The following is a 23082-nucleotide window of genomic DNA, read 5'->3' on the forward strand; positions in this document are numbered from 1 at the left end:
CTTTTTCCAGCATGTGATTGGTGCGAACGCCATATGGGATTCGACCAGTCGTGCCGAAATCTATCCCGCACACCGGCAAGGGGGGATGACGCATGCCAGCGCTAGAATTCAAAGACATATCGGACTTGATCGCAAAATGGATAAGCATAATTGCGGCAATTTTAGGTGGATTTATCTGGCTTAATACTTATGTCGATAGCAAGAGAGATGAAATATCAGGGCGCCAGCAGGAGAGCATAAAGTTCTTCAGAGAATATAACAGCCCCGAATCATTGAAGCTTAGGCAGGAGTTTTTTGACGTGAAGCTAGCGACCCGTAGCGAAGTTGATCAAAAACTTTCATCGCTTAGAGGGGATACGAATGCGGCGATGGCACAAGCGGAGCACTTGATCCGCAGCACCGCGATGAAGATCATCATAGATCAAAAAAAAGGCTTCGATATGCGAAGGCTGATTGAAATGTTCGACCAGGTTGAAGCCTGTGTCGACCTCAATGTCTGCGACAGGGATGTAATTTATCGGTTCTTCAATGCAGATGCCTACGAAATTCGATATATTCTCATGGACTTCATAGATCAAATCAAACTTACCCGCCCTGGTTTTGGCAAAGGAATCGATGCGCTCTCCTACAAACCGAAAGATTGAGGTGCATCATAATACTTGCGCCACTCTTGCACTTGACCTACACTTTGTGTCTGCTTTCTGCTCCTCGCGTGCCTTGCGAAGCGGAGAAGGGTATGGCAGCGTGGGGGCGCGATGGCTGAGGTGTCGCTTGAACGGCCGGTCGAAGATGCTACCGCGCCCGATGATTTGGACGCTTCGCCTGTCGACAAACTCGTGATGATTATCCGCCACGCCGAAAAGCCGCTTCCGGATCGGCCGGATGCCGGGGTGACTGAACTCGGCGAGGAAGACGACAAATCCCTTACGGTCCGTGGGTGGCAGCGCGCTGGGGCTTTGGCCTGCCTCTTTTGCAGTCCGCCGACCCCGCTTCATATTCCGAAATCAATTGTCGCCTCGGCGCCTGTCAAACAGGACGGCAGCGGCACCCGCAATCTGCGGCCGACACAGACGATTTCGCCGCTCGCCTTGCGTCTGCAGATCGAACCTGACACCCGCTTTTCAAAAGGCCAGGTGGACCTCGCTGGCCCCCTGATTGCCATGCAAGGCTCGCCGACACTAGTGTGCTGGCAGCACGAATCCATCCCCCGTCTCGCCGCCGCCATTGTCAAACGCGGCGGCGTCGCGCCACGCCTGTGGGATCACGAGGATTACGACAGCATCTGGATGCTTGGCTATTCCGCGTCCTCGGCTAGGTGGGTATTCATGCGCGCCCGCCAGGGTTTGCTCCTCGGGGACAAGAGATGACGCAGCCCGTTGCCGACGCCAGACCGGAAAAATCCTGCCCGAGGTGCCAGAGCACGATAGCCAAGGCAGCGGTGGTTTGCCCAGTCTGTCAGTCCGACATTGCGGAGCAGAAACAGAATGGCTTCGTAACTTTTGCGAGATTCCTCAAAGACTGGATCGGATTCCCGACCGCCGTCGTCGCGGCGGTGGCCCTCATCGGACCGGCAACCAACGCTGTTCTCGCCTATCGCGGCAAAGACGGCGCTACCCTTACGCTGAAATATGTTGGACAGAACATCGTCAACATCGGCCTCGACGACACCCCAGTTACAGAGCAGCCGAACGAAGTCTTCGCTTACATCCCCTATGTGCGGCAGGTTCTGGTGAACAGCGGGCTGTCGCCAGCCACTATCCAGACCGCATTTACCTGCTATCGCAGTGAGAACGGCGTGGGACAATTCGTCGGGAACTTCTATTTCATAGATCTGCGAATGCAGAAGAGACTCGCTGATGACCCCAAACTGGGCCCGGGGGAGTCGGTTCTGGTCGATATCGTGGTACGAGACATTTCTCCGATTGACACTACCGTGATGACTTTTCCGGCGTCAGACACCTGTACGCTTCCGTATACGGACAAGTACGGCACCCATACATTCAGCTTCCCTGCGGCGCTCGAGAGCGGGACCCCTTCCCTGTTCAGCCTCGATGCCCCTGAAGATAGAAGGGTAGCTTTACGAGAAAAGTTCTGCCCGAACATGGTCAGGGGGCTGCACCTGGGATCTGAGTCGGTCGACTGCGTCGACGACTCCCATGTCTTCGCGATCGAGCCGGTCTACCTTTGGCAGGACGGCCTCCAGCGGGTCCTCCGACAGTCCGGTGGCTTTCACCAGATCACGCAAGGCGGGGCGACACGCGCTCCGGGATTGGTGCTGACCGGCTGTTCTGCACCCAACTGCTCGCAGCAAGAACAAGAGATGCGGCAGGCGCTCCGGTCGTTCACGCCTGCAGTGGCTGTGTGGCTATGCCCTCCCGAAGTCGACGGCCCTAATGCGCCGGCGACAATCGATTTCAAAAAAGATTGTCCGCCAGTCGAGTTTTCTGCGGCACCGCCGTGAATGTGCCTGCCGTGATCTTCATGCCGCGACAGAATCACCGTCCCCAGGCCCTCACGGACGAACGCGGATGTTCGTCTTCCCCGAGCGTCGCTCGGTCGGGTTGAAGGCGGAAACGGCATCGTCGAGGGTCGAGATGTTGCCGATGTTCGTCCGCAGTCGTCCGTCCCGCACCCGCTGGACGATCTCACCCAGTTGAGCACGATCGGACTCGACAACGAAGTCGACCGCCAGGCCATTGACGGGCCGCGCGTCGGGCGGCCCGACGCGCGGTCACCAGTGTCCCTCCGGCTCGAACCAGGCCTGCGGACCGCTTCTGGATGTCGCCGCCGACGCCACAACATGCATTTTGAGCCCGTACTCGATGTTCCAGGTCTTCGGGACGTCGCCCGGAAATCGAGATGCCGAGGTTGCTTGGGAATTCGGCGCCCTTGTCGGTTCGGGGTGGGCCAGCATGGATGACTTCCGGCCCGGGGCCCGGCGCAGGCAGACGTTTCTGATTGCACCGAAGGAACGTCTGACGCGCGGATACTGCGGCACAGACTGGACTTGTTGGAACCCGACGTCTCCGATTTTTTCCGCTTCATAGACGTTAATGAGAGGCATCCGTTCTCCGGGACCGGCAACCTCATGAAGTTTGCCGAAGGTCTCGTCCGAATTGATGTCCAGAACCAGGTCATCGTGCTCCTGGACAACGACGCGGAAGGCGTTGATGTCCGCCAGAAATTGCTGAGACTGGGCATGCCCAGCAACATGCGGGCCATGGTGCTGCCTGACGACGAGTCCTTCAGGAAGTTCCCCACGAAGGGACATGACGGAAGTTCGAGAGCGACATCAACGGCCGCGCGGCTGCAATCGAATGCTACCTGGACCTCAATCTTCTAGGCCGCCCCCCGGCGCATGTCATGTGGAGCAATTTCAAAAAAGACGTCGGGAGCTGGCAGGGCGCGCTCGAGCACAAAGAGTCGTATGTGGACGGTTTTCTCGAGTTGAAACGCGAAACCCACAAAGACTACGTTACGACCTGACAAAAATTTCAAAAGTATTGCGTTGCCTGATTGAAGAGGCCACGAGCCTCAGTTGCACATCGGTATAGCCGCGCTGACCATCCAGGGAATTACGAGCCGGCCCCACTGGGGTTAGACCTCACCAATAGTTCTTGTGCTTAACTTGACGGACAGCTGGATCTTTCTGAGAGACACTACTATTTTGTACGTTAATCCCGGGGCAGTGCAAGAATGAAGGCGTTTTTCGCGTATCCATCATCCGAACGAGACGTGATTGAGGCGATCCACTCGGCCAAGCAGTCACTTAGCCAATCACGGCGGGATCTCGAGGTCACCCTGTGGCAGGAAAACGACATTTCTGGCCGACCACTGACGGACCCGATTTTCGAGGCGATTTCCGAGTCGGACATGCTTTTCGCCGACGTGACGACCATGAACTTCAACGTCACGTTTGAGATCGCATACGCCATAGGGCTCGGGAAGCGCGTGCATCTGGTCCGAGACCAGAACATCGCCCGCGAGGCGTCCCTGATTACGAAAATCGGCATCTTCGACACTTTGGGCTTCACCACCTACTCGGAAGGCCATGGTCTCGCCAGGATCCTTCAAGGCGCCACGCCAGAGAACCCCTTACCCCTCAAGGTTGAACCAAACAAAAAAGCGCCCGTCTATATCTTGAACACCCCCACGTCCAACGCGCCGATGCTGGCGATAGGCGCCAGGGTTAAAAAATCCCGCCTCGGCTTCCGGAGCTTTATACCGCAAGAGGAAATCAGGATGTCGGCGAGCAAGGCCGTAGTCGACATCTCGGCCTGCATGGGCGTCATCGTACCGCTGTTGCAGCCTAGTTTCGTCGACGCCGACATCCACAACGTGCGCGCGGCATTCATCGCCGGTCTCGCGTTTGGGCTGGGCAAGGTGACCCTGATCCTGCAGCCGCCCGACGGACCCGCGCCGCTCGACGTCCGGGACATGGTCAAGACGTTCTCCCATGCCGAGGACATCGCGGAGTTCATCAATGAGTTTGCCCTCGACGTGACCGAGCGAATGCAGGCCGACGACCCCCTTGCCGTGCCGAAAGGCTCATTTCTATCGGAACTGTCGATAGGAGATGCCGTTGCTGAGAACGAGTTCCAGACCCTGGCCAGATACTACCTGAGGACGGATCAGTACGGCCGGGCTTCCCGTGGCGAGGTCAACCTTGTGGTCGGGCGAAAGGGGGCTGGAAAGACGGCGCTTTTCTCCCAGCTTCGAAATGAGAAGCGCGCCAAGGTTCAGAACATCGTGGTTGACCTCAAGCCCGAGGGCTACCAGCTCATCCGTCTCAAGGAGGACGTCCTCGACTACCTGGCCGAGGGCGCTCGAACACACTTGATCACTGCTTTGTTCGAGTATGTTCTCTACCTGGAGATTTGCTACAAGGTCCTCGAGAAGGACAAGACCAAATATATGCGGGACGGCAGGCTCTACGACCCTTATCTGGCCCTGCAAAAAGCCTACGAGTCGGGCGACGCCAGCGAGGGGGACTTTTCCGAGCGGCTGCAAGCGCTCTCCCGGTCTCTCGTCGAGGGCTTCAAGCGCACTTACGGGCAGTCAGACCGGGAACAGCGGCTGACGTCGGCCCAGGTTACGGAGCTTGTTTACAAGCACAATATCAAAGATGTGCGCGAAGCGCTCTCGGCGTATCTCGAGTTCAAGGACAGCGTGTGGGTCCTCTTCGACAATCTCGACAAGGGGTGGTCGGCGCACGGGCTGAACGACGAGGACGTCACAATCCTCCGAGCTTTGATAGACGCGGCGCGTAAGATCCAGCGCCAAATGCAATCGGACGAGCACGACTTCCATTGTGTTGTCTTCGTGCGAAACGACGTCTACCAGCTCCTCGTCGAAGCGTCTGCCGACTATGGCAAAGAGAGCCGCGCGGTGCTCGATTGGACCGAGCCCGACGTGCTGCGTGAGATGTTGCGCCGCCGGCTCATATCCGGCCTCTTTCCGCCCAAAACCCCTTTCGAGAAGGTGTGGTCGAGTGTCGCCATCAGCCACTACAGAGGCGAGGAGACGTCGAGCTTTCTGATTGAGCGGTCGCTGATGCGGCCGCGCAATCTAATCAAGCTTATCAGCCATTGCCGCGGTTTCGCTGTCGGGCTTGGGCACGAGAAGATCGAGCAGGACGACATCGAAAAGGGCCTCAGGAGCTATTCCTTGGACCTCATCACCGACGCGGACCAGGAGCTCACTGACATTCTCGGCGCTGACACCACGCTGATCTACCACTTCATCGGGGAAGGAGAGAGCTTCAGCCGCGACCAGCTTGAGAAGATATGCCGTGGAGCCGAGATCGCACCTGAGAAAATCGAGAGCGTGATTGAGTTCCTTCTTTACTACGGCTTCATGGGTATCCACCACACCGAGAGAACGACGTATATCTTCAATGTGAACTACGACATGAAGCACTTGAAGGTTCTAGAGAAAAAGGCGGGCGCGAATGTGACCTACACGCTTAGCCCGGCTTTCCATGCCGGATTGAATTGAAGTTTGGACGTCTGGCGGGATTGCTTCCCAAGTGAACCTTCGATGGGGGGCGGACAGTCCCGCGTCCCGGCTATACGCTAGGGGCCCTGACGAAACGCTGGCGTTCCGAAACAAGATGACGGTCAGCGAGGACCAAGCAGAAGTGTTCAAAGCCTGACCACTATTTCAGCCTAGCGCCGGCGGGCCCTTCCCGGCTGCTGAGATGCTTCACGAGTCGTCGTTCTACAGCGCTGCCCTGCCGCCCATTAGATGTCTGCCCCCTCTGCTGAACGTCCACCTACTGATTGCTGCGGCAAATAGCTGACTGACCGCTTACGTGAAGGGTTTCGGGCGCCGGCAGGCGTACGAAAGTCCCCGAGGAAGGAACCCGCGGGCCACAGGCGATGGCTATGGGGATTTCGGATTTCGGCCGATGTCAGCGATGGCGCGACCGCCGTCGAGGAGCGGCGGGATTGATGCACACGGACCGCCTTGTCTTCCGGCCGTGCGGCATCGTCGGCTCGGTGCGCGGTCGGACGCAGCCCTGTCGACGCCGATGGTCACCATGGACGGCGTGGGTTCGTTGCCGGAGGCTGAGTGCCTGCGATTGAAGGCTGGACCATGCCATGCCGGGTCATGGCGTGCTTCTCCCGGTTGATGGGGAATCGTGTGGCGGTCCGCGCGGCTGCCTCCATCGTTCGAACACCTCGATCACGATCATGCGGCCGCCACAGCAGGGGCATGGCGGGCGAAAGTTGTCCGGTTCAAAGTTGTCCGGTTCGTCCATGGTGTCATCGTCGGACGGTGCGGCGACGTTCAGGAGTTCACGAGCAAGCGCGAGGCTGGCCTTGCGAGCAGAACCGGCAAGCAGGCCGCAATGCCGGATGCGATGGAAGCCACGCGGCAGGACATGCAGCAGGAAGCGGCGGATGAACTCGTCGGCCGCGAGCGTCATGAGCTGCTGCCGGTCGGCGCCTTCGCGACGATAGTCCTTGTAGCGGAAGGTGACGCCGCTCTCGTCGAGGCGGATGAGGCGGCTGTTCGAGACCGCCACCCGGTGGGTGTAGCGCGACAGGTAGGCGAGCACCGCTTCCGGGCCGGCGAAGGGCGCCTTGGCGTAGACCACCCAGCGCTTCTTCCGGATCGGCGACAGGTGGCGCAGGAATGCCCGCCGTTCCGCGAGATGAGCAATCGCGCCGAAGAAGGCGAGCCGGCCAGCGTCGTCGTGCAGCGCGACCAACCGGGAGAGGAACAGCCGGCGGAACAGCTTGCCGAGCACCCGCACCGGCAGCAGGAAGGCGGGACGCGACGATATCCACCGGCTTCCGTCCGGCGAGATGCCACCGCCTGGCACGATCATGTGCACGTGCGGATGATGCGTCATCGCCGAACCCCATGTGTGGAGCACGGCGGTGATGCCGATGCGTGCGCCCAGATGCTTCGGATCGGCCGCGATGGTCAGCATCGTCTCCGACGCCGCCTTGAACAGCAGGTCGTAGACCGCCGCCTTGTTGTGGAAGGCGATGTCGGCGACCTCGGCTGGCAGCGTGAAGACGACGTGGAAGTAGCCGACCGGCAGCAGGTCGGCCTCGCGCTCGGCAAGCCATGTCCGCGCCGCGGCACCCTGGCACTTTGGACAGTGCCGGTTGCGGCAGGAGTTGTAGGCGATGCGCCAGTGGCCGCAGTCCTCGCAGGCCTCGACGTGACCGCCAAGGGCCGCGGTGCGGCAGTGCTCGATCGCCGACATGACCTTGAGCTGCTGCAGTGTCAGATGCCCTGCATGGGCGGCCCGGTAGGCGGGCCCGGCAGTGCGGAAGATGTCGGCAACCTCGATCGAGGCGCGCACGCTCAGCCGTCGGGTGAGATCTCTTCCGGCTTGAAGAGGCCAAGCTTGTCGAGCGGGCTCGTGACGGTGCGCACCGTGCGGGTTGCAACCTTGGTGTAGAAGGCGGTGCTATTTAGCTTGGCGTGCCCGAGCAGGACCTGGATGATCCGGATGTCGGTGCCGTCCTCCAGCAGGTGGGTGGCGAAGCTGTGGCGCAGCGTGTGCGGCCCGACGCGCTTGGCGATGTCGGCCGCCTGCGCTGCCTCGACGACCACGCGATAGAGCTGGCGGGTGCAGATGGGCTTCATCGCATGCTGCCCCGGAAACAGCCAGCCGTCGCGGTGCATCACGCCCTGCTGGCGTCCGACCTTCCACCACTGGCGCAGCAACAAGAGCAGGTCTTGCGACAGCATGGCGTTCCGGTATCGCCCGCCCTTGCCGCGCTCGACACGTAGCAGCATGCGCTCACTATCGACGTCGGCGATCTTCAGCGTCGACACCTCCGCCACGCGCAGGCCCGCGCCATAAGCGACCGACAGCGCGGCCTGGTGCTTCAGGCAGGTGGTGGCGTTGAGCAGCCGGGCGACCTCGTCGCGGCTCAGCACCACCGGCAGCGTGCGCGGGTGCGCCAGACGAACGAGCTTGCGCGCCAGATCGGGACGATCGACCGTATGCGTGAAGAAGAAGCGCAGCGCCGACACGATGCTGTTCATCGTCGGCACGGGAACACCGTCGTCCTGCTGCTCGATCTGGAACTGGCGCAGGTCGTCGGTGGTCGCTGTGTCTGGTGAACGCCCGAGGAACGTCGCCAGGCGTCCGATGTCGCGGAGATAGTTGCGCTGCGTCTCCCGTGAGAAACGCCGCATGTTCATGTCGTCGATCAGCCGCTGACGAAGTGGACTGATAGGTGCATCAAGAACAGGATAGGGCATGGTCAGGCTCCTTGTTGAAGAAGCCCGCCATGCTCTGCTCCAGCCGAACGACGCTCAACGCGAGCGCGACGATCGACCCATAACCCTTACCTCAACCACAGGGTGCCCTCCCGCGCGAGCGGGTTCGTTCTGCGGGCGCTGTGACGACCTTCGCTGGCGATACGAATACCGCCAGCTCTCACACCAATCCCACCCGGAAATCCTCCAGAACCTGGGCCAATCCTGGCGCGCCAAGAAGTGTCACAACACGCTTCGGCTGAAGCTTTGCAATCGAACGATCGTAGATAGCGAGATTGGTCGCGCCGTTGAGGCGCGAGGGGTAAATGATCCCGTCCGGCTGAGACGGGTGCTCGTGAAACGCCACCGACCATCGGCGCGCCAAGTTCTGTCGCTGTGCCCGAACGACGTCGGTCGGCACCCCCATCCTGACGGCATTGTCGTCCCTGAGGTCGACAAGGCGAAGGTCCGCCGTGGTCGCGATCTCCGCGTAGCGCCGTTGTGTCAGCTCCACCTCATCTATTGGAAGGTCGTCGACAACTCCTTCGCGCCGGTCACGAAGCACAGCTTCGAGGAAGCACACCTTGAGGGAACCCCCGAGGTAAAGAGTGCCAAAACGACTGGCGGCAACGCGGCGCCGCGGATCGCTGAAACGGCTTGGTGACTTCCCGTATCCCAGGGATCGGGATAGGTACTCCAGTAGATCCGCGCGAATGTCTGCCCCGGCGGTAAGGTCTCGATTTCGAGCTTTGCGTGCGCGAAATCGGGTGGAGGTGGAACGCCAGGCATTCAGTCGAAGTCGCCTCTGGCCATGCCTTCAGCCGCGGACAACACCGAAGCCTCATCGCCTTGCTGAAGGGCACGAAGACCCGTCCGCCCATCGAGCGCGCCATGAGGTGACACCAAAAACCGGTAGACAGCCCAGGCATTGTTGCCCAACGTCGCGTGGAGCGCCGGCAATGCACCGAACGGCCGGCCATGCTTGTCGAGCTGCCATACGGGAAAGCGGAAGCCGCGCTTGGCACCATCGATCCCGAGCACCTGGCCGCTCTGCCGCTTGGCGTTGACCGTCACCCGCGACGTGCCGATCAGCTTGGCAAAGGCATCCGCGCGCAGCATGTCGCCGCCGGCGACAATTTCGGCGACACGCTTGCGGCCGCGCTCACGCGCCGCGGTAAGGGCCGCCTCAAGCTCGGCGTCAGGCTTGCCCATGTCCTCGACGGGAAACGCTTCATCCGAAGCAACAGTCTGTTCCTCGACCGGGGTAATTGTCTGGGCACCGGCCGCCGGGTCGACTTCCACCCGGAACGAGACTCGATGGCCGATCTTGCGGCTGCGCGCGATTGCTTCCTGATAGCGTTCGAGCAGCACCTTCTTGAAGTCCGACTGCGAAGGCAGCTTCGTGGTGAACGCCATTGTCGTGACTCCCGCGTGGGACGGGGTCACGCTGTGATTGCTGCGCTTTGGAGCGGCCATGACGAAACCTCCTGTTTCCACCAATGTGGCCACGAAACGCAAGTTCGTCAAGTTCGATAATCTCGTAAAGCAAAAACTCCCCCGACAGCTGCGAATTACACGATCCCCCACGCACGAAACCTTCCCCTCCCCGTCATCTCGCGAAGGCCGAGCTCGCCGATAAGATTGAGCGCGCCCTGCTTCGAGACTTTTAGCACCTCCTGGATCATGCCGGTCGAGACGATCGGCCGTGAGAGTACGAATTCGACCAGGTCGGCCAGTTTCGAGCTGGTGCGCCGTTGTTTGAGCCGCCGTTCCATCTGGCTTTTCGCCGCCACCAGCCGGTCGTGCTCCTTCAGCCCCACGAGTGCGGCCTCATGGATCGCATCGAGTGAGGCCAGCAGCCGATCGCCGCGATTGCGCGTGCGCCGCCGCTCGCGCGGAATGTTTTTCGCGCCGAGATGAAGGCAGGCGAGATGGTTGCCGGCAAGACCCTCCTGCCGCAGCAGCGCGGCGCAAAACAGCGGACCGAGCCAGGCGGCGTGCTGCAGTACTTCGATCTCGGTCCAGGCTTCGAGCAGGATCGCCGCGCGCAGCACCGCCGGCAACTGCCGCGTTGCCGCGAGCACGGCCTGCCATTCGGCCAGCCGTTCTTCTTCATTCCAGTCGAGATCGTAGATCAGGTCCGGCCGGTCACGTCGTGACGTTTCCTGTTTTCGAGCAGACACGTCGGCGCCGCTCAAAATCTTCGATGACCGCGCCAGGACAGCATCGATCTCGGCAAATTCTTCAGCCAGAAGATCGTCCTCGCCATCATCCCGACCGTCGGCTTCAACGGGGCTGGCTCCAGCCCCCTGCCCTTCCCGGCTTTTTTGGCTCTCCGCCGCCGGCACGGCGCCGCCGCGGCCGGTCAGGGTCAAAAAACCGTCGCGGCCGAGCGCCCAGTCCGGCTTTTGCGACAAAATTCGACGGCGGGTTCGCAGCACCGCGTGCGCCCGGGTGAGCTCGTGGGTCGGGGTGCGGATGTCCATGTGGGCGTCGTGCAGGACGAGGTCTTCAAGGTGGACGAGCTCGCCCTCGAGCCAGAGCGCGGCGGCCGCATCGGCAAAATGCTGGCGCTCGACAAAGCCGTCGCGGACCGGCGAGCGGGCCAGGCGCTCGTCGAGCCGCGCCAAGGCTTCGGTCGCTGTCGCTTTTACTTCCCGATTTCAAACTCCCGAACGTCATATGCCAGTTAGGTTTGGGCGCTATGACGGGCTCAGTTTTTCGCTAACGATTTCACTGACGATCCGATTTTGTTGAACCGATTGCACAACCGAAAATCTGCACCCGCCGCGTCTCATTCCGACGAAACATGGTTGGCGGCGCGTCGTGTCGCGCGCGAGCTCGACAAAATTCTCGACGGTCTTGGACCGCGCCGGGCGGCAATCGAGCGAGCCTCGGCTGAGCTGCGTCTCTCCACCCGCCAGATTTACAATCTGCTGGCGCGCTATCGCATCGATCGAACTGTGACGTCGCTGCTGCCTCGGCTGGATGGCAGTCGCAAGAAGCGCCTTGATCAAGGCATCGAGACGATCGTCGCAACGACGTTGCGAGAGCAATGGCTGGTGCTGGAGGCGCCGCCGCTCGCTCCCGCGGTGGCCGAGATCCGGGCTCGCTGCGAGGAGGCCGGCCTGGCAGCTCCTTCCTATCTTACTGTAGCCCGCCGCATATCCACGCTATTTAGCCCCGAGGAGATTGCGAAGAAGCGATCTGCGAACCCAAAGCACCTTCAGCAGCTCAAACCGCGGCCAGGATACATCCACGCGGCGCGGCCGCTCGATGTCTGCCAGATCGATCACACGCCGACCGACATCAACTTCGTGGAGGTCATCGACGGCGGTGGAACGTTCATCGGCCGGGCATATCTCACGATCGTCACCGACGTGGCGACCCGCTGCATTCTCGGCATCTGCCTCACCCTCGAGAAGCCGTCGGCGTTATCGGTCGCGCTCTGCCTGGCGCACGCTATGTGTCCAAGGGAGGTGTGGTTGGCCGCGCGCGGCATCGAGCATGGATGGCCGATGTTCGGTCGGCCACGGTCAATCGTTACGGACTCAGCCAAGGAGTTCAAAGGGAATGCTTTCCAGCGTGGGTGCGAGGACTATGGTATTCGGATCCGCTATCGGGATCGCGGTCGCGTCCACCAGGGCGGCGTGGTTGAAAGGCTGCTCGGGAAGCTTAACGCCGTTCTTGCGACGCAGCCCGGCTCAACGGGCAGATCCGTGGCGGACCGCGACGAATATCCCACGCAGCAGCGAGCCCGTCTCAGCTTCGACGATCTGGAGCGATGCGTCACGCTCGCCGTGATCGATCATAATCTGCAGGAGAACGCGAAGACTTTGAAGGTGCCGGCGACAGAATGGAATCGGCTGGCGCACAATTTGCCCCGCTTCGACGATGATCCCATGCGGGTCCTGCTGGCATTCATGCCTGGGACGGAGAGGCGCATCTCGCCGCAGGGCGTCAGCATGTTCGCGCTGGACTATTTTTCACCATGGCTAGGCAGTCTCGTCCCGCGGCGGGACCGTCTGGGCCGGCTCGAGGTGAGATATGACCCTCGCGACATCAGCCACATCTACATCCGGGATCCCGACACACGAGAGTTCCGGCCGGTGGCAAGAAGAGACGGGCTCACCACACCGACCACACTATGGGAACATGAAGGTGATCGTGTTCGCCGACGTTCCGCAAACGCCCGACCGGACGTCGAGAAGGTGACGCTGCGCCGCCAGATTGCGGAAATCGCAGGCAGGCAGAAGCTTTCAAAGGCGGACGTGCGCAATGCCGTCCGTCGGGCGCACGCGGCCGAAGCGCCCAAACCCTATGATGCAATGCGCCCGGCGACCCCACCACCTGCCGAACATCCCGTTCGACAAAAACGTCGTCTGCCAGTCGAGGACTGGTGAGATGGCGGACCATCTGCTTGATCACGTTCGCCCGGTTCTCAGCCAAAGCATGGAAGAGCGGATCGCCTACATCCAGGCGCCGCGATGGGTCGGGCATCAGGTGGCGCTGCAGGCGCATCAGCGTCTTGCCGAATTGCTCGCCCGGCCGCCGGCGTTGCGGACGCGAGGGCTGATGTTGGTCGGACCCTACGCCAACGGTAAAACGATGATCGCGGAACGATTTGCCGTGGAACACCTGAGAGCCGCCGAGCGGCAGCGGGTATGGGTGGTTCAGACGCGCGAGGGGGCCGGCCTTGCGCACTTTTATGGAAGCATTCTGCAGGCGCTGCGCGCGCCGGTCGGCAACAATCGGGATATCGGCCGCAAGGCTGAGCAGATCGATCATCTGCTTGGCAGCCTGAAGCCCAGGATCCTCATTTTCGACGAATTCCACAATGCCCTGCGTGGCCGGGCTCGCGACGTCGAGGCGGTTCTTGCCTTCCTCAGGCGGATCGGCCGTCAGTTCGACATTTCCCCGGTCCTGATCGGCGAGGTCGCCGTCTACGACTTCATAAACGAGACCAGCGAGATGGCGAGCAGGTTCGAGTTGCAGACCGTCCCGCGGTGGCAATATGGCGAGGAGTTTCTGACCCTCCTCGACAGCCTCGAAGGCGCATTGCCTCTCGCGCGTGCTTCCGATCTCTCCGATGAACCGTTGGCACGAATGATTTTCCTCCTTTCCGAAGGTTTGATTGGCGAGATCGTGGCGATCGTCACCGCGGCGGCCGTGGCCGCGGCGAGGTCGGGCACCGAGCGCATCACGAAATCAGGCCTCGAGGCGCTGCACTACATTCCCGTCTCGAAGCGCCGCCGGGCGCCGCTACGCAACGAACTGCTGTGATCGGCGCAGCTTTGGCCATCGAAATCCGTGAGCGCTACAGGGATGTCGTTCGGGATCGGTGGCCTGTTTCCGTTGACCCGCAGCCGGACGAGCTGTTGTCGAGCTGGCTACACCGTCTTGCTATCGCGAACGGCATCGCGACGCGGCCATTCGCCAGCGCCCTGGGGTCGAGCGACCGGATGTGGTCTCCCCGTCTCGATCTCCGGCTTCCGCGGGAGGCAGCCGCCCTGCTGGCTGATCCGACGAACGTTCCTCAGGAAACGATATCGGCAATGACTGATCCGGCGTTGACGCCGCTGCTATTGCCGCTGCGCGAGAACGTCCACCGGAACCGTTCGAGCTGGATGCAGTATTGTCCTCTCTGCCTTGCCAGCGACGAGGCGCCCTATTTCCGGCGGCGGTGGCGCCTGGCGTCGCGCATCTCCTGCTTCGCACATGGCTGCGGCCTTCGAGATCGGTGTCCTGCTTGCCGCACCGCAATTGTGTCGTTCGACCAGGTCGAGCTTGTCCCTCAACATTTCTGCGCACGATGCGGCTTCGATCTGCGTGCTGCCCCAAAGGCCCGGGTCAATGCGGCCGCGCGCCGGCTGGAACGTGCAATCATGGATATATGTCGCGTAGAATCGCCCAGGGGCTCAGCGAAAATCAGCGATGTTGTCTCGCGCGTGCTACGCGCCCCAGCCGTCGCCGATATCGGCCTGGGGGGAACCCTTACGAATCTCTCGACCGCCGCACGCATTCGCTGCTTCGAGCAGCTCGCGGTAAAACCTCTCGACTGGCTTGTGACACACGAGGACGCCGCAGTCGCGCATCGGCGCCGGATGATCCTGGCGGCAGGCGGTCATGATGAATTGATTGCCCGCTTCGCCGACTTCCTGGGCAAGCATCAGACGAGGCCGAGATCCATGTGCCCACAACAGCCCAGAGCTGGTCTTGCCGACGTGCTGACGGCCTATCTGCGCGTGGCCAGTGATCGGACCACGTCAAAGTGTCACCGCAGGCTCCGAGTTCCACAATCCTGATAATCGGTGGCAGTTCTTGCGCGGGTACTATTCGTCGATGACGGCGCCAGGGTCGCCGTCATCGGCGAACCCCGGCATGATCTCGCCCGCCAGCAACATGTCCTTCGACAGCAGCCCGGCGTCCTCAAGCGCCTCGAAGTCCGGCAGGTCGCGCAGCGTGTCGAGGCCGAACTCCAGCAGGAAGGCTTTGGTGGTCACATAGGTGTAGGGCGCGCCGGGCGTCGGGCTGCGCGGGCCGGAGGCGATCAGGCCGGCGCCGCGCAGATGGCCGATCAGGTCGCGGCTGATCTCCTTTTTGGGCCTGTTGCAGCCCTGTAGCTTTCGGACGAGCACTTAAAATAGCCGAAATCGCCCAGCGCCCCCGTCATGCGGTCCCCGCGCAACAGAATCGGCGATATGCGCGGAAAATACCGGATGCGAATTCACAATTCGGCACTCGGAACGAATGGGACGACGTCCACGCCACGCCCAGCATGCCCACGCCAAAGTCACCAGCCCGTCACCACTCGCCTAAGGCGGAACCTCGCCCCGTGTTCGCTGTTTGGGTTCTGCATACCAACGAAAGGAGAAGACAATGAATTGGGATCAGATCAAGGGAAAGTGGACGCAGTTCAAGGGCAAGGCGAAGGAGCAGTGGGGCGATCTTACCGATGACGACCTCGATCGCGCTGAGGGAAATCGCGATCAGCTCGCAGGTCGGATTCAGGAAAGATACGGCATCGCGAAAGAAGAAGCCGAGCGTCAGGTGGACGACTGGTCAAGGCGCATGAGTTGATCCAAGCCCAACTGCGGTTTTCTCCAAGTGCTGTCAGGTTGGGAGGCCGTCGCGCGGTGCCGGCGGCCTCCGGATTTGTGGTCGTGATCGGCGGGACTGACTGCAAGGGGAACAGCGGTTTGCGCCAAACTATGCACGGGGCGAGAGATGTAGGCACTCGCGAATGCAACTGCGCCGCATGCGCAGTCTGTCGGGCATAACATCGCAAGCTAGCAGCTAAGTCGACGCGGCGGGGCAACCGGGACCTATTCTATTCCGGACTTCACCACCCCGGTATCACGTACCGCCGCTTGGGAGGCATCTACTTACCTGTTACCCCGCTACGACTAATTTGGCGATTATTCTAGAACCAGGCGCAGCCGTGCGCGGTTGGCTATTGCAGCCGGCTGGCAGCGTCGCTCGAATCCACAGCCTATGCGGACCGGATGGACGGGCGAATTCCCGGATGATCCATTGGTCCTTGGCTGAACGTTCAAGGCTTCTCGATCGATGACCTACCGATCGTGTCGGCCATCGTAGCACCTCGAGAGCCAATCGGCAGAGGCTCGCCGGTCGTCGTATCCTTTGCGGTCTGGTGTTCAGTTCAGCGTTGAGCTCGGCGCCAAAGAGCAGGATCATGACGGAGATCCAGACCCAGACCATGAAGCCGATCACGGCGCCAAGGGTGCCGTAGGTTGCGTTGTAGTTGGCGAAGTTCTCCAAATAGTACGAAAAGGCCATCGACGTGACGACCCAGACAACCGTGGCAATTCCAGAACCCACGTGAGCCACCGCCATTGTGGACGCTCGCGACTTGGACCAAATCGGTAGATGAGCGAAACTGCTGCAGCAATCGCGATCAGCAGGACGGGCCAGCGCAGCATCTTGACGAGGGTCTCCGCCCACTGGCCAAGGTTCAGGAACGCGAGCACGGCCGGCACTACGCCCACTGACACCAGGAACAGAATGGCGATGAGGATCGAGCCTATCGTGAACGAGAATGTGACAAGATGTAGCCAAACCAGGCCGCGCTTCTCCTGTTCTTCATGGGCGATGTTCATGGCCTGAAAGGTGGCTTTGATCCCATTATTGGCGCTCCACAGCGCGATAGCGAGCCCGGCGACGAAGCCGAAGCTCAAGGCATTGGTTTCCTGGTCGGCCAGTGATCCAAGCTGGCTGCGGATGAGGTCCATGCCACCCGAGGGAAGCAGGGCGCCCAGAAACGAGATCTGCTCCGCGATCGTCTGCGGATTGGCCACAAAGCCATAGAGCGAGACGAAAGCGGCAAGGGCTGGAAACAGAGCCAGCAGCAAATAAAAGGACACTCCTGCCGCGACTAGCAGTATGCGATCCTCATTGCTCTCGCGAGCCACCCGCCACAGCACGTCCTTCCATCCGGCTAGCGGTATTCGCGAAGGACCGGCCGCCTGCCGGCCGCGGCCACGTTCCCCAGCGCGTCGGCTAGTCGCCGCGTCCGCCGAATGCGTCCTCGCTCGGCTCATCCTCTACGCTTTCATCACGGTGAGTTCGAGCTCGAGTATGGAAAGGGCGGCATTGACGAACTCGGGAGCAGCGGTGAGCGGTTTGAGGTGGATCGACGACGCCATTCCACCGATCAGGCCATCCTGTGTCTCCGCACCAAGGGACCCAATATAGCTGCCCTCGAGATGGCCGGCAGGAGTGTCAATCGAGGGTCCGGATACCGTCCAAACCATTACGATCTTCCCCTTGTCTGGAACGGATGCGCCGAGTCGCTTAACGACGCCGCGAAGTTTTGCGCGCGGCCCTGTAAAGGGTTCGAAATCACGGACAGCTCCCGCTCAATCCCGAACGGCTCCTCCGAGGCAGGAGAGAGTACGCAGGTCAGCGTTCCCATATGAGCCGTCGGGGATCGGGCCCCTGCTGGCGTAGTCACGAACACACCCGTGCTCGCCAGGGCGGACACTAGGATCATCGCCGATGCAACCGCTGTTGAGATTGGCCTCCTACTGCTCACCTCGCTCTCCATTCATCGCGCGGGCCCACAAACCGGAACCGACAGCGCTTGGTATTGTTCCCCTGGTCGGTTAGCGGTTTCGGAGACCTCAGAAAGTGGCTGCTTGGCCGCCGCGCGGACGCGACTCAAAGGACGACGGTTGCCGAGCCGAGAGACTTGCGATCGGTGACTTCAGGAACCGCCTTAGCTGGTCCAAATTCTTCAACCGCAGCCCTCACGTCGGCAATATCTTGGGAAAGTTTCATCGAGAGTTCGGACCGGGCAAGGATGTCGTGGGCGAGTTGCATCGCGGGCTTCCCGAAATCCGAAGGCGCTGCATTCGCAAGCGTCTTCAGGCCCCGCAGCATGGCCAACGTCACATCGAGGGAGGCGCCCGCATCGCGCGAGATCGAGCCGAATGCTTCCGCAATGAGCTCGGCTGGCGCCACCGGTTCCACGGAGACGCGGCTGAATTGTGACTCAGCCTGCTCTCCATAAGCGCCGCGGGCCCAGTCGCCAAGGAGCCGGGTCTGCGAGAAGATGACGTCGATGGCGGTGCCAGGATCGTTCACTGCCGGGGACAATGCCCGACGCGCGATCTCTGCCAGAATGGTCAGACCGTAACCGGGATCATAATCGAAGGTTCTTTGACCGCCCACTAGAAAGGCCTGGCGCATGCTTGTCAGACAGTCGTCGGACGCCTCTCCAGCAGCCTGCGCCAGTATAGTGGCGTAGTCGACATAACTGCCCGGGCGGGTCACCACGTGTATGTTGAGATTGTGTTCCTCGGCAATTTCCTGCAGGCGTTCCCTGTCGAAGTGCTGGACGAAACCGACGCGCTCGGCCCGTACCGCGAATTCGCTGCCTGTCACGGACATGCTTCTGCAGCACCCGTAGAGCGCAGCCGGACCGAGACGCTCGAGAGCGTCCTTCGTGGCCTTTTCCACACGATCGATCGTCTCGCCGACACGGCCGACGACCGAAATCTGTCCGATCCACCTGATGAGCGCGAACACGATCGCCAGCACGACGACGACGGTGGCGCCGAATAGAATGAGCCGCCCGCTCGTACTGTAGATCTCGCCGGACAACCCTATGATTCCAACGATGCTGAAAAGGAAAGCGCCGATGAACACGGATATGGATGTCTGTGCACGCCTGTCCTCAACGATGAGCGGAACGGCCCTGGGCGACCCGGACTGGGATGCGTTCGCCAGCAGGTTCACCAGTGTTGATAGAGCGAACACAGAGACCGTCAGCATGCTCGCGGCAACTATGCTCAGGATGCCTTTCACCGCCTCCTGCGAAACCGTGATGGGAAGATTGCCGGATTTGATCGGATCGGCAAAAAAGATGGTGGAGAAATAGGCGGCGGCAAGGACCAGGACGGCAAAGACCGAGAACAGCGCCGGCAGGAACCAAAGCCCCCGCGTGATCCGTTTGAACAGGAACCAATTGAGCGGCAAATCGTCCTCCTGCTGCACGAACGCGGCGAGGTAGCGGATGTTCCGCTAACCAGGTGACGGACAAGGGGCCTTCGGAAGCCGTTATGCCAAATCGGAATTCGTGCAAGCAGGGGAGAGTAGCCGCCGGAACTTGGATATCGCGGTTCCGCGGTCGCATGCCTTCGTTCGCATGATCAACTGGAACTCGCCGAGATGGTTGAGCAGGGCACGATTGTGGAGTTCGTCGACAGGTAATCCAATCACACTCGCAGCCATTTGCTTCAAGTCGGGTCGAGAGGCAGACATGGCCGCAGTTGGAGAAGTGAAGTGCCTGACTTTGGCTTCGACCTCAATGTGCTCGCCGGCTGCGAATACCGCGAGAGTGAGGCTGAAGCCGCTCAGTATGCTTCGACATTGCTTGCCGGACGCATCATCGCTGCGCACGCCGATCTCCATCTGAGCAGTGATCAGGAAATCCGCCTCGCCAAGATGTTCGCCACCGAGCCGGCCGTGGTGCGCCGAATGACCTTCGCAAATGTCGCGCAATCATCGCATCGGCTCCTCGCTGCGAGGCCAGTGCAGTACTGCACGAACTGCAGGCCTGGACACACGGAACCGGCGCCAATCCTGCGAAGCCAGCTGCTGGGGTGGCGCATCACGTGTCCTCTGAGCGGAAACCAACTCCGGGATGCCGGCGGGCGCGAACTCCCCTCCCCTTTCCTGCAATATCGCGGTGCGGCTCTTCGCGGCGAAAAGCTGCTCGACGATGAAGCCGAACGTGGCATCCAAACCTGGACGTCGCCGGCCGAAATCGCACGGCTTCTCCTGATGCGGCGAGGGATTTGGCCGCTGCCGCGCGAACATGAGCTTTGGCGCTATAGAGTGCTCGGCGCCACCATCCCTGATCTCGACCATGTCGTTGCTGCCGAACAGGAGAACCTGCCGACCCCTGCAAAGCCTATCCTGCCGCTTCACCTACGGCCGGCTCTGCTCGCAGGCGTTGCGATCGTCGAGCGTGCCGGTCCGGAAATCCATCGACGCGGACCATGGCGCTCCTTCGAGGCCGTCGAGTTCGCGACGTTGGAGTGGGTGGACTGGTTCAACAATCGCCGGCTGCTGGAGCCCATCGGCAACATCCCGCCGGCCGAAGCCGAGGAACGCTACTAAGCCATGCTCGAAGAGCCAGCCATGGCGGCGTGACTCAAACGAAACGGCCTCCGGCAAACCCGGCGCGGTTCAGTGGTTCCTTTCGATCTTCGTCACAGTTGCCATCCTGACATACTGCGAGCGGAGGCCGCTCCACCCCATCAAATTAAGTACACACTCTCAAGTCCGAATGCCGGCGCTTCGTGCAGATGCGGAGAAAACGTGGAACAAATCCGAATCCACCACGTTTCGTCATACTGGCCGTACTGCGGCGCTACCCTCCAATGCTAACGCTTCCGAGAAAGGAGCCGTTCGTGTGAAATCGCTCCCGGACGATAATTTGCACGTGCTGATCGTCGAAGACGATGCGATCCTGTTGTTGAGTCTTGGCGACTGCTTTCGTGACGAAGGTTTCGATGTGGTGGAAGCTGGCAGCGGAGAGCAAGCGCTTGACGAAATCGCGAACGGCAACAGGCTCGATGCCGTATGCACTGACATTCAGCTTGGCGGGAGTGTCACAGGCTGGGACGTCGCGGACGCCTGCCGCCAAAGGTGGCCCGAAATAGCGGTGCTTTATGCTTCGGGCGACATCGCGAGCATGCCGCGGCCGGTGGAAGACAGCAGATACTTTTCCAAGCCCTACAATCCGGCCGAGTTAACTGAGGCCTGTCGCGAGCTCTGTACAGTGTGACCGCGCATTGGCTCGGTCACAGCAGCAATCGTCAGCACCCGAAATCTATCTGAGGGTCGATCCTGCCGCGAAGCTCGACATCCTTGATGCCAGCGCTCTGCCATTTGATCAGGGGTACGTTCACCGGCGTATCCGACCGGCTGCTGGCGATGCTCGCGACCGCGAGGAGCACGTAGTTATGTGAAGCGATCCAGCCCATCTCGCCGCCAACGGCCGCCGGCGGATCGCTCTCGCAACATAATCTGGTGCTCGACATTGCAGAGCGTTTTTAGCTTGGCGTCGCGCAGAAAGGCGGGTGGCGAGAGCGCGCTGAGGTGGATCGCGACGGTGAGGTAAAAACGTGTCGGACTAAGCCGCCGGCACGGGTGGCCGCTATGGGCGTTCAACTGAGGCCGTGCCCATGAAGAGGCATGTCGTGGGCGCGGAGGCGATCGTGGACGCAGCGATTGCAGGGGTCGCGTGCGCCGAAAGCGGCATGGATATCGGTTGCGGCAAAGTGGGCGGATTCAAGCGGTCGTCGCAACACCGATTGTGTTCACTCGCGACAGCAACTCGTCAAGCGCTTCTGCGGGTGTTTTCCATCCCAGAGTTTTTCTCGGTCGGGCATTGAGGGCCACGGCCACGGCGGCGATCTCGTCGGCGCTGTGGACGCTCAGGTCGGTGCCTTTCGGGAAGTACTGACGCAGCAGTCCATTGGTGTTCTCGTTGGTGCCACGCTGCCATGGGCTTTGCGGATCGCAGAAGTAGACTTGGACACCCGCGTCGATCTTGAGACGATCATGCTGAGCCATTTCGGCTCCCTGATCCCAGGTCAGCGAACGCCGCAACTCTTCGGGCAAGGTGATGATGGTGCGCGTAATCGCGTCACGCACGGCTTCAGCTCCGTGTCCCGCGAGAGCAGGGCCATTCTTCATGCGCGGAGCTTCGCCATGCCCCGCAAGTCGGGGAAGATGCAGCAACATCGTGAAGCGCGTCGTACGCTCAACCAGCGTGCCGATCGCCGAGCTGCCAAGACCAAGGATGAGGTCTCCCTCCCAGTGACCCGGCACCGCGCGATCGACCGCTTCGGCGGGGCGTTGACTGATCATGATCTCCGGCGAGACAAAGCTCTTGCCTCGCCCGCGTACGCGCGCCCTGGGGACCCGCAACACGCGCCCCGTTCTCAAGCAGGCCGACAGTTCGCGGCGTAGCGCTCCCCGGCCCTGAACAAAAAGGGCCTGATAGATGGCTTCGTGGCTGATGCGCATCGTCTCGTCGTCCGGGAAGTCGATCGGCAAGCGTCGGGCAATCTGTTCCGGGCTCCAGGCCGTGGCCCACCGCCGATTCTTTCGCGGGCCATGCCGGCGGCCCTTCCACGAAACGGCGGGACCCGGAACGGGAGCGCCGCTCGGAGTCATGACGACGCCGGCCAGTCTCTGCTCAACATAAGTGCGCAAGGTCGTGTTGAGCGCAAGCTTGGTCGGTTTGGGTCGACGGGCCGATCGCTCGGCATGCCATTGGGCTGTCGATGCACGATACTCCAGGCCACCGCTGCGCGTCGCGGCATTGCGTCGTAGCTCGCGGGAGATGGTTGAGGCGGATCGGCCAAGTTGGCGACCGATCTCGCGTCTCGAAAGGCCTTGAACGCGAAGTAGTGCGATCTCCTCACGTTCCACAAACGAGAGGTACCGCCCGGACGGCGGCTTGCTCGAAGATCTGAACATCGCTGGTGCCATGCCACCCGCCTGTCGGAACAATCTGGTTCCAACAGGCTGCGACATACCAGCAGCCAGCGCAGCATCTTCGCTTGTCATTCCTTGCGCGATCCCCAACCAGAATCGCTGGAGTTCAGATCTCTCCGCCACTGGCGGACGTCCCGGTGACGGCAACGGCGCTCGTCCAGAACGGTGTGATCGTCGCTTTTGGATGCCCATCGCAACCTCCTTCGTTTAGGTGTTGCGACGACCGCTTGAATCCGCCGTGAGGACCGGCGTCGCGCCCTGCCGGCAGGGGCGGCCGGACGGCGCACCTCGCGGGACCGGCTCGGTTTTCCGGCC

Annotated in this window: 18 protein-coding genes and 5 pseudogenes; 12 read left to right on the forward strand and 11 right to left on the reverse strand. The window is 61.3% G+C overall.

Annotated elements, in window-relative coordinates:
* The first annotated feature begins 92 nt into the window (after nucleotides 1-92).
* The 3 genes from JG739_RS32535 (at nucleotide 93) to JG739_RS32545 (ending at nucleotide 2461) form a co-directional block, all read left to right on the forward strand.
* The gene (locus JG739_RS32535; RefSeq protein ID WP_202367869.1) at nucleotides 93-644 is read left to right on the forward strand and encodes a hypothetical protein; all 552 of its coding nucleotides are present in this window, start codon (nucleotides 93-95) and stop codon (nucleotides 642-644) included.
* A 111-nt stretch (nucleotides 645-755) separates the two neighbouring features.
* Nucleotides 756-1367, forward strand: a complete 612-nt coding sequence (locus tag JG739_RS32540; RefSeq protein WP_202367870.1) for a hypothetical protein — start codon at nucleotides 756-758, stop codon at nucleotides 1365-1367.
* Nucleotides 1364-2461 carry a hypothetical protein gene (locus JG739_RS32545; protein ID WP_202367871.1) on the forward strand — a complete coding sequence of 366 codons (1098 nt, stop codon included), beginning with the start codon at nucleotides 1364-1366 and terminating at the stop codon, nucleotides 2459-2461. The genes JG739_RS32540 and JG739_RS32545 overlap by 4 nt, the downstream gene beginning before the upstream one ends.
* Nucleotides 2462-2512: 51 nt before the next feature.
* Here JG739_RS32545 and JG739_RS32550 read toward each other — a convergent pair.
* Nucleotides 2513-2792 (reverse strand): annotated as a pseudogene (locus JG739_RS32550) (NADP-dependent oxidoreductase); the annotation flags it as partial.
* Between the two features lie 30 nt (nucleotides 2793-2822).
* Here JG739_RS32550 and JG739_RS35815 point away from each other — a divergent pair.
* From JG739_RS35815 to JG739_RS32560, 3 genes are all read left to right on the forward strand, one after another.
* Nucleotides 2823-3047: a HEPN/Toprim-associated domain-containing protein gene (locus tag JG739_RS35815; RefSeq protein ID WP_244750016.1), complete on the forward strand. Its 225-nt coding sequence runs from the start codon at nucleotides 2823-2825 to the stop codon at nucleotides 3045-3047.
* A gap of 41 nt (nucleotides 3048-3088) precedes the next feature.
* Nucleotides 3089-3343, forward strand: coding sequence for a hypothetical protein (locus tag JG739_RS35820; RefSeq protein WP_244750017.1), 255 nt, complete (start codon nucleotides 3089-3091; stop codon nucleotides 3341-3343).
* 353 nt (nucleotides 3344-3696) lie between these two features.
* Nucleotides 3697-5997: a P-loop ATPase, Sll1717 family gene (locus JG739_RS32560; RefSeq protein WP_202367872.1), complete on the forward strand. Its 2301-nt coding sequence runs from the start codon at nucleotides 3697-3699 to the stop codon at nucleotides 5995-5997.
* A gap of 613 nt (nucleotides 5998-6610) precedes the next feature.
* Here the strand turns inward: JG739_RS32560 and JG739_RS32565 are convergent.
* The 5 genes from JG739_RS32565 to JG739_RS32585 all read right to left on the reverse strand — a co-directional run bounded on the left by JG739_RS32565 (nucleotide 6611) and on the right by JG739_RS32585 (nucleotide 11360).
* Nucleotides 6611-7822, reverse strand: coding sequence for an IS91 family transposase (locus tag JG739_RS32565; protein ID WP_202364100.1), 1212 nt, complete (start codon nucleotides 7820-7822; stop codon nucleotides 6611-6613).
* 2 nt (nucleotides 7823-7824) lie between these two features.
* The gene (locus JG739_RS32570; protein WP_202364099.1) at nucleotides 7825-8733 is read right to left on the reverse strand and encodes a tyrosine-type recombinase/integrase; all 909 of its coding nucleotides are present in this window, start codon (nucleotides 8731-8733) and stop codon (nucleotides 7825-7827) included.
* Between the two features lie 178 nt (nucleotides 8734-8911).
* On the reverse strand, nucleotides 8912-9445 hold the full coding sequence (locus JG739_RS32575) for an RES family NAD+ phosphorylase (protein ID WP_342216478.1): 534 nt from the start codon (nucleotides 9443-9445) through the stop codon (nucleotides 8912-8914).
* A 74-nt stretch (nucleotides 9446-9519) separates the two neighbouring features.
* Nucleotides 9520-10146: an XRE family transcriptional regulator gene (locus JG739_RS32580; RefSeq protein ID WP_244750018.1), complete on the reverse strand. Its 627-nt coding sequence runs from the start codon at nucleotides 10144-10146 to the stop codon at nucleotides 9520-9522.
* A 155-nt stretch (nucleotides 10147-10301) separates the two neighbouring features.
* Nucleotides 10302-11360, reverse strand: a complete 1059-nt coding sequence (locus JG739_RS32585) for an RHE_PE00001 family protein (RefSeq protein ID WP_202367874.1) — start codon at nucleotides 11358-11360, stop codon at nucleotides 10302-10304.
* A 120-nt stretch (nucleotides 11361-11480) separates the two neighbouring features.
* Between JG739_RS32585 and JG739_RS32590 the strand changes: the two genes are divergently transcribed.
* The 3 genes from JG739_RS32590 to JG739_RS32600 are packed head-to-tail and all read left to right on the forward strand — an operon-like array spanning nucleotide 11481 to nucleotide 15035.
* Nucleotides 11481-13133 (forward strand): Mu transposase C-terminal domain-containing protein, encoded by a 1653-nt coding sequence (locus tag JG739_RS32590; RefSeq protein ID WP_202367875.1) that lies wholly within the window; start codon nucleotides 11481-11483, stop codon nucleotides 13131-13133.
* 1 nt (nucleotide 13134) lies between these two features.
* The gene (locus JG739_RS32595) at nucleotides 13135-14013 is read left to right on the forward strand and encodes a TniB family NTP-binding protein (RefSeq protein WP_202367876.1); all 879 of its coding nucleotides are present in this window, start codon (nucleotides 13135-13137) and stop codon (nucleotides 14011-14013) included.
* Nucleotides 14014-14024: 11 nt separating this feature from the next.
* The gene (locus tag JG739_RS32600) at nucleotides 14025-15035 is read left to right on the forward strand and encodes a TniQ family protein (RefSeq protein WP_244750019.1); all 1011 of its coding nucleotides are present in this window, start codon (nucleotides 14025-14027) and stop codon (nucleotides 15033-15035) included.
* A 27-nt stretch (nucleotides 15036-15062) separates the two neighbouring features.
* Here JG739_RS32600 and JG739_RS32605 read toward each other — a convergent pair.
* Nucleotides 15063-15329 (reverse strand): annotated as a pseudogene (locus tag JG739_RS32605) (SMC-Scp complex subunit ScpB); the annotation flags it as partial.
* A gap of 280 nt (nucleotides 15330-15609) precedes the next feature.
* On the opposite strand from JG739_RS32605, the gene JG739_RS32610 reads away from it, so the two are divergent.
* The gene (locus JG739_RS32610; protein ID WP_202367878.1) at nucleotides 15610-15810 is read left to right on the forward strand and encodes a CsbD family protein; all 201 of its coding nucleotides are present in this window, start codon (nucleotides 15610-15612) and stop codon (nucleotides 15808-15810) included.
* Between the two features lie 472 nt (nucleotides 15811-16282).
* On the opposite strand, the pseudogene JG739_RS32615 reads toward JG739_RS32610, so the two are convergent.
* From JG739_RS32615 to JG739_RS32625, 3 genes and pseudogenes are all read right to left on the reverse strand, one after another.
* A pseudogene (locus JG739_RS32615) lies at nucleotides 16283-17291 on the reverse strand (YihY/virulence factor BrkB family protein).
* A gap of 3 nt (nucleotides 17292-17294) precedes the next feature.
* Nucleotides 17295-17579 (reverse strand): annotated as a pseudogene (locus JG739_RS32620) (DUF992 domain-containing protein); the annotation flags it as partial.
* 331 nt (nucleotides 17580-17910) lie between these two features.
* Complete coding sequence (locus tag JG739_RS32625; RefSeq protein ID WP_202367879.1) at nucleotides 17911-19248, reverse strand: DUF2254 domain-containing protein; 1338 nt, start codon at nucleotides 19246-19248, stop codon at nucleotides 17911-17913.
* A 990-nt stretch (nucleotides 19249-20238) separates the two neighbouring features.
* Between JG739_RS32625 and JG739_RS32635 the strand changes: the two are divergent.
* A pseudogene (locus JG739_RS32635) lies at nucleotides 20239-20376 on the forward strand (IS3 family transposase); the annotation flags it as partial.
* Between the two features lie 295 nt (nucleotides 20377-20671).
* Nucleotides 20672-21046, forward strand: a complete 375-nt coding sequence (locus JG739_RS32640) for a response regulator (RefSeq protein WP_202367880.1) — start codon at nucleotides 20672-20674, stop codon at nucleotides 21044-21046.
* 506 nt (nucleotides 21047-21552) lie between these two features.
* Here the strand turns inward: JG739_RS32640 and JG739_RS32645 are convergent.
* On the reverse strand, nucleotides 21553-22959 hold the full coding sequence (locus JG739_RS32645) for an IS30 family transposase (protein ID WP_202363131.1): 1407 nt from the start codon (nucleotides 22957-22959) through the stop codon (nucleotides 21553-21555).
* Nucleotides 22960-23082: the final 123 nt, after the last annotated feature.

The organism is Mesorhizobium sp. L-2-11 (assembly GCF_016756595.1).
Taxonomy (GTDB): domain Bacteria; phylum Pseudomonadota; class Alphaproteobacteria; order Rhizobiales; family Rhizobiaceae; genus Mesorhizobium.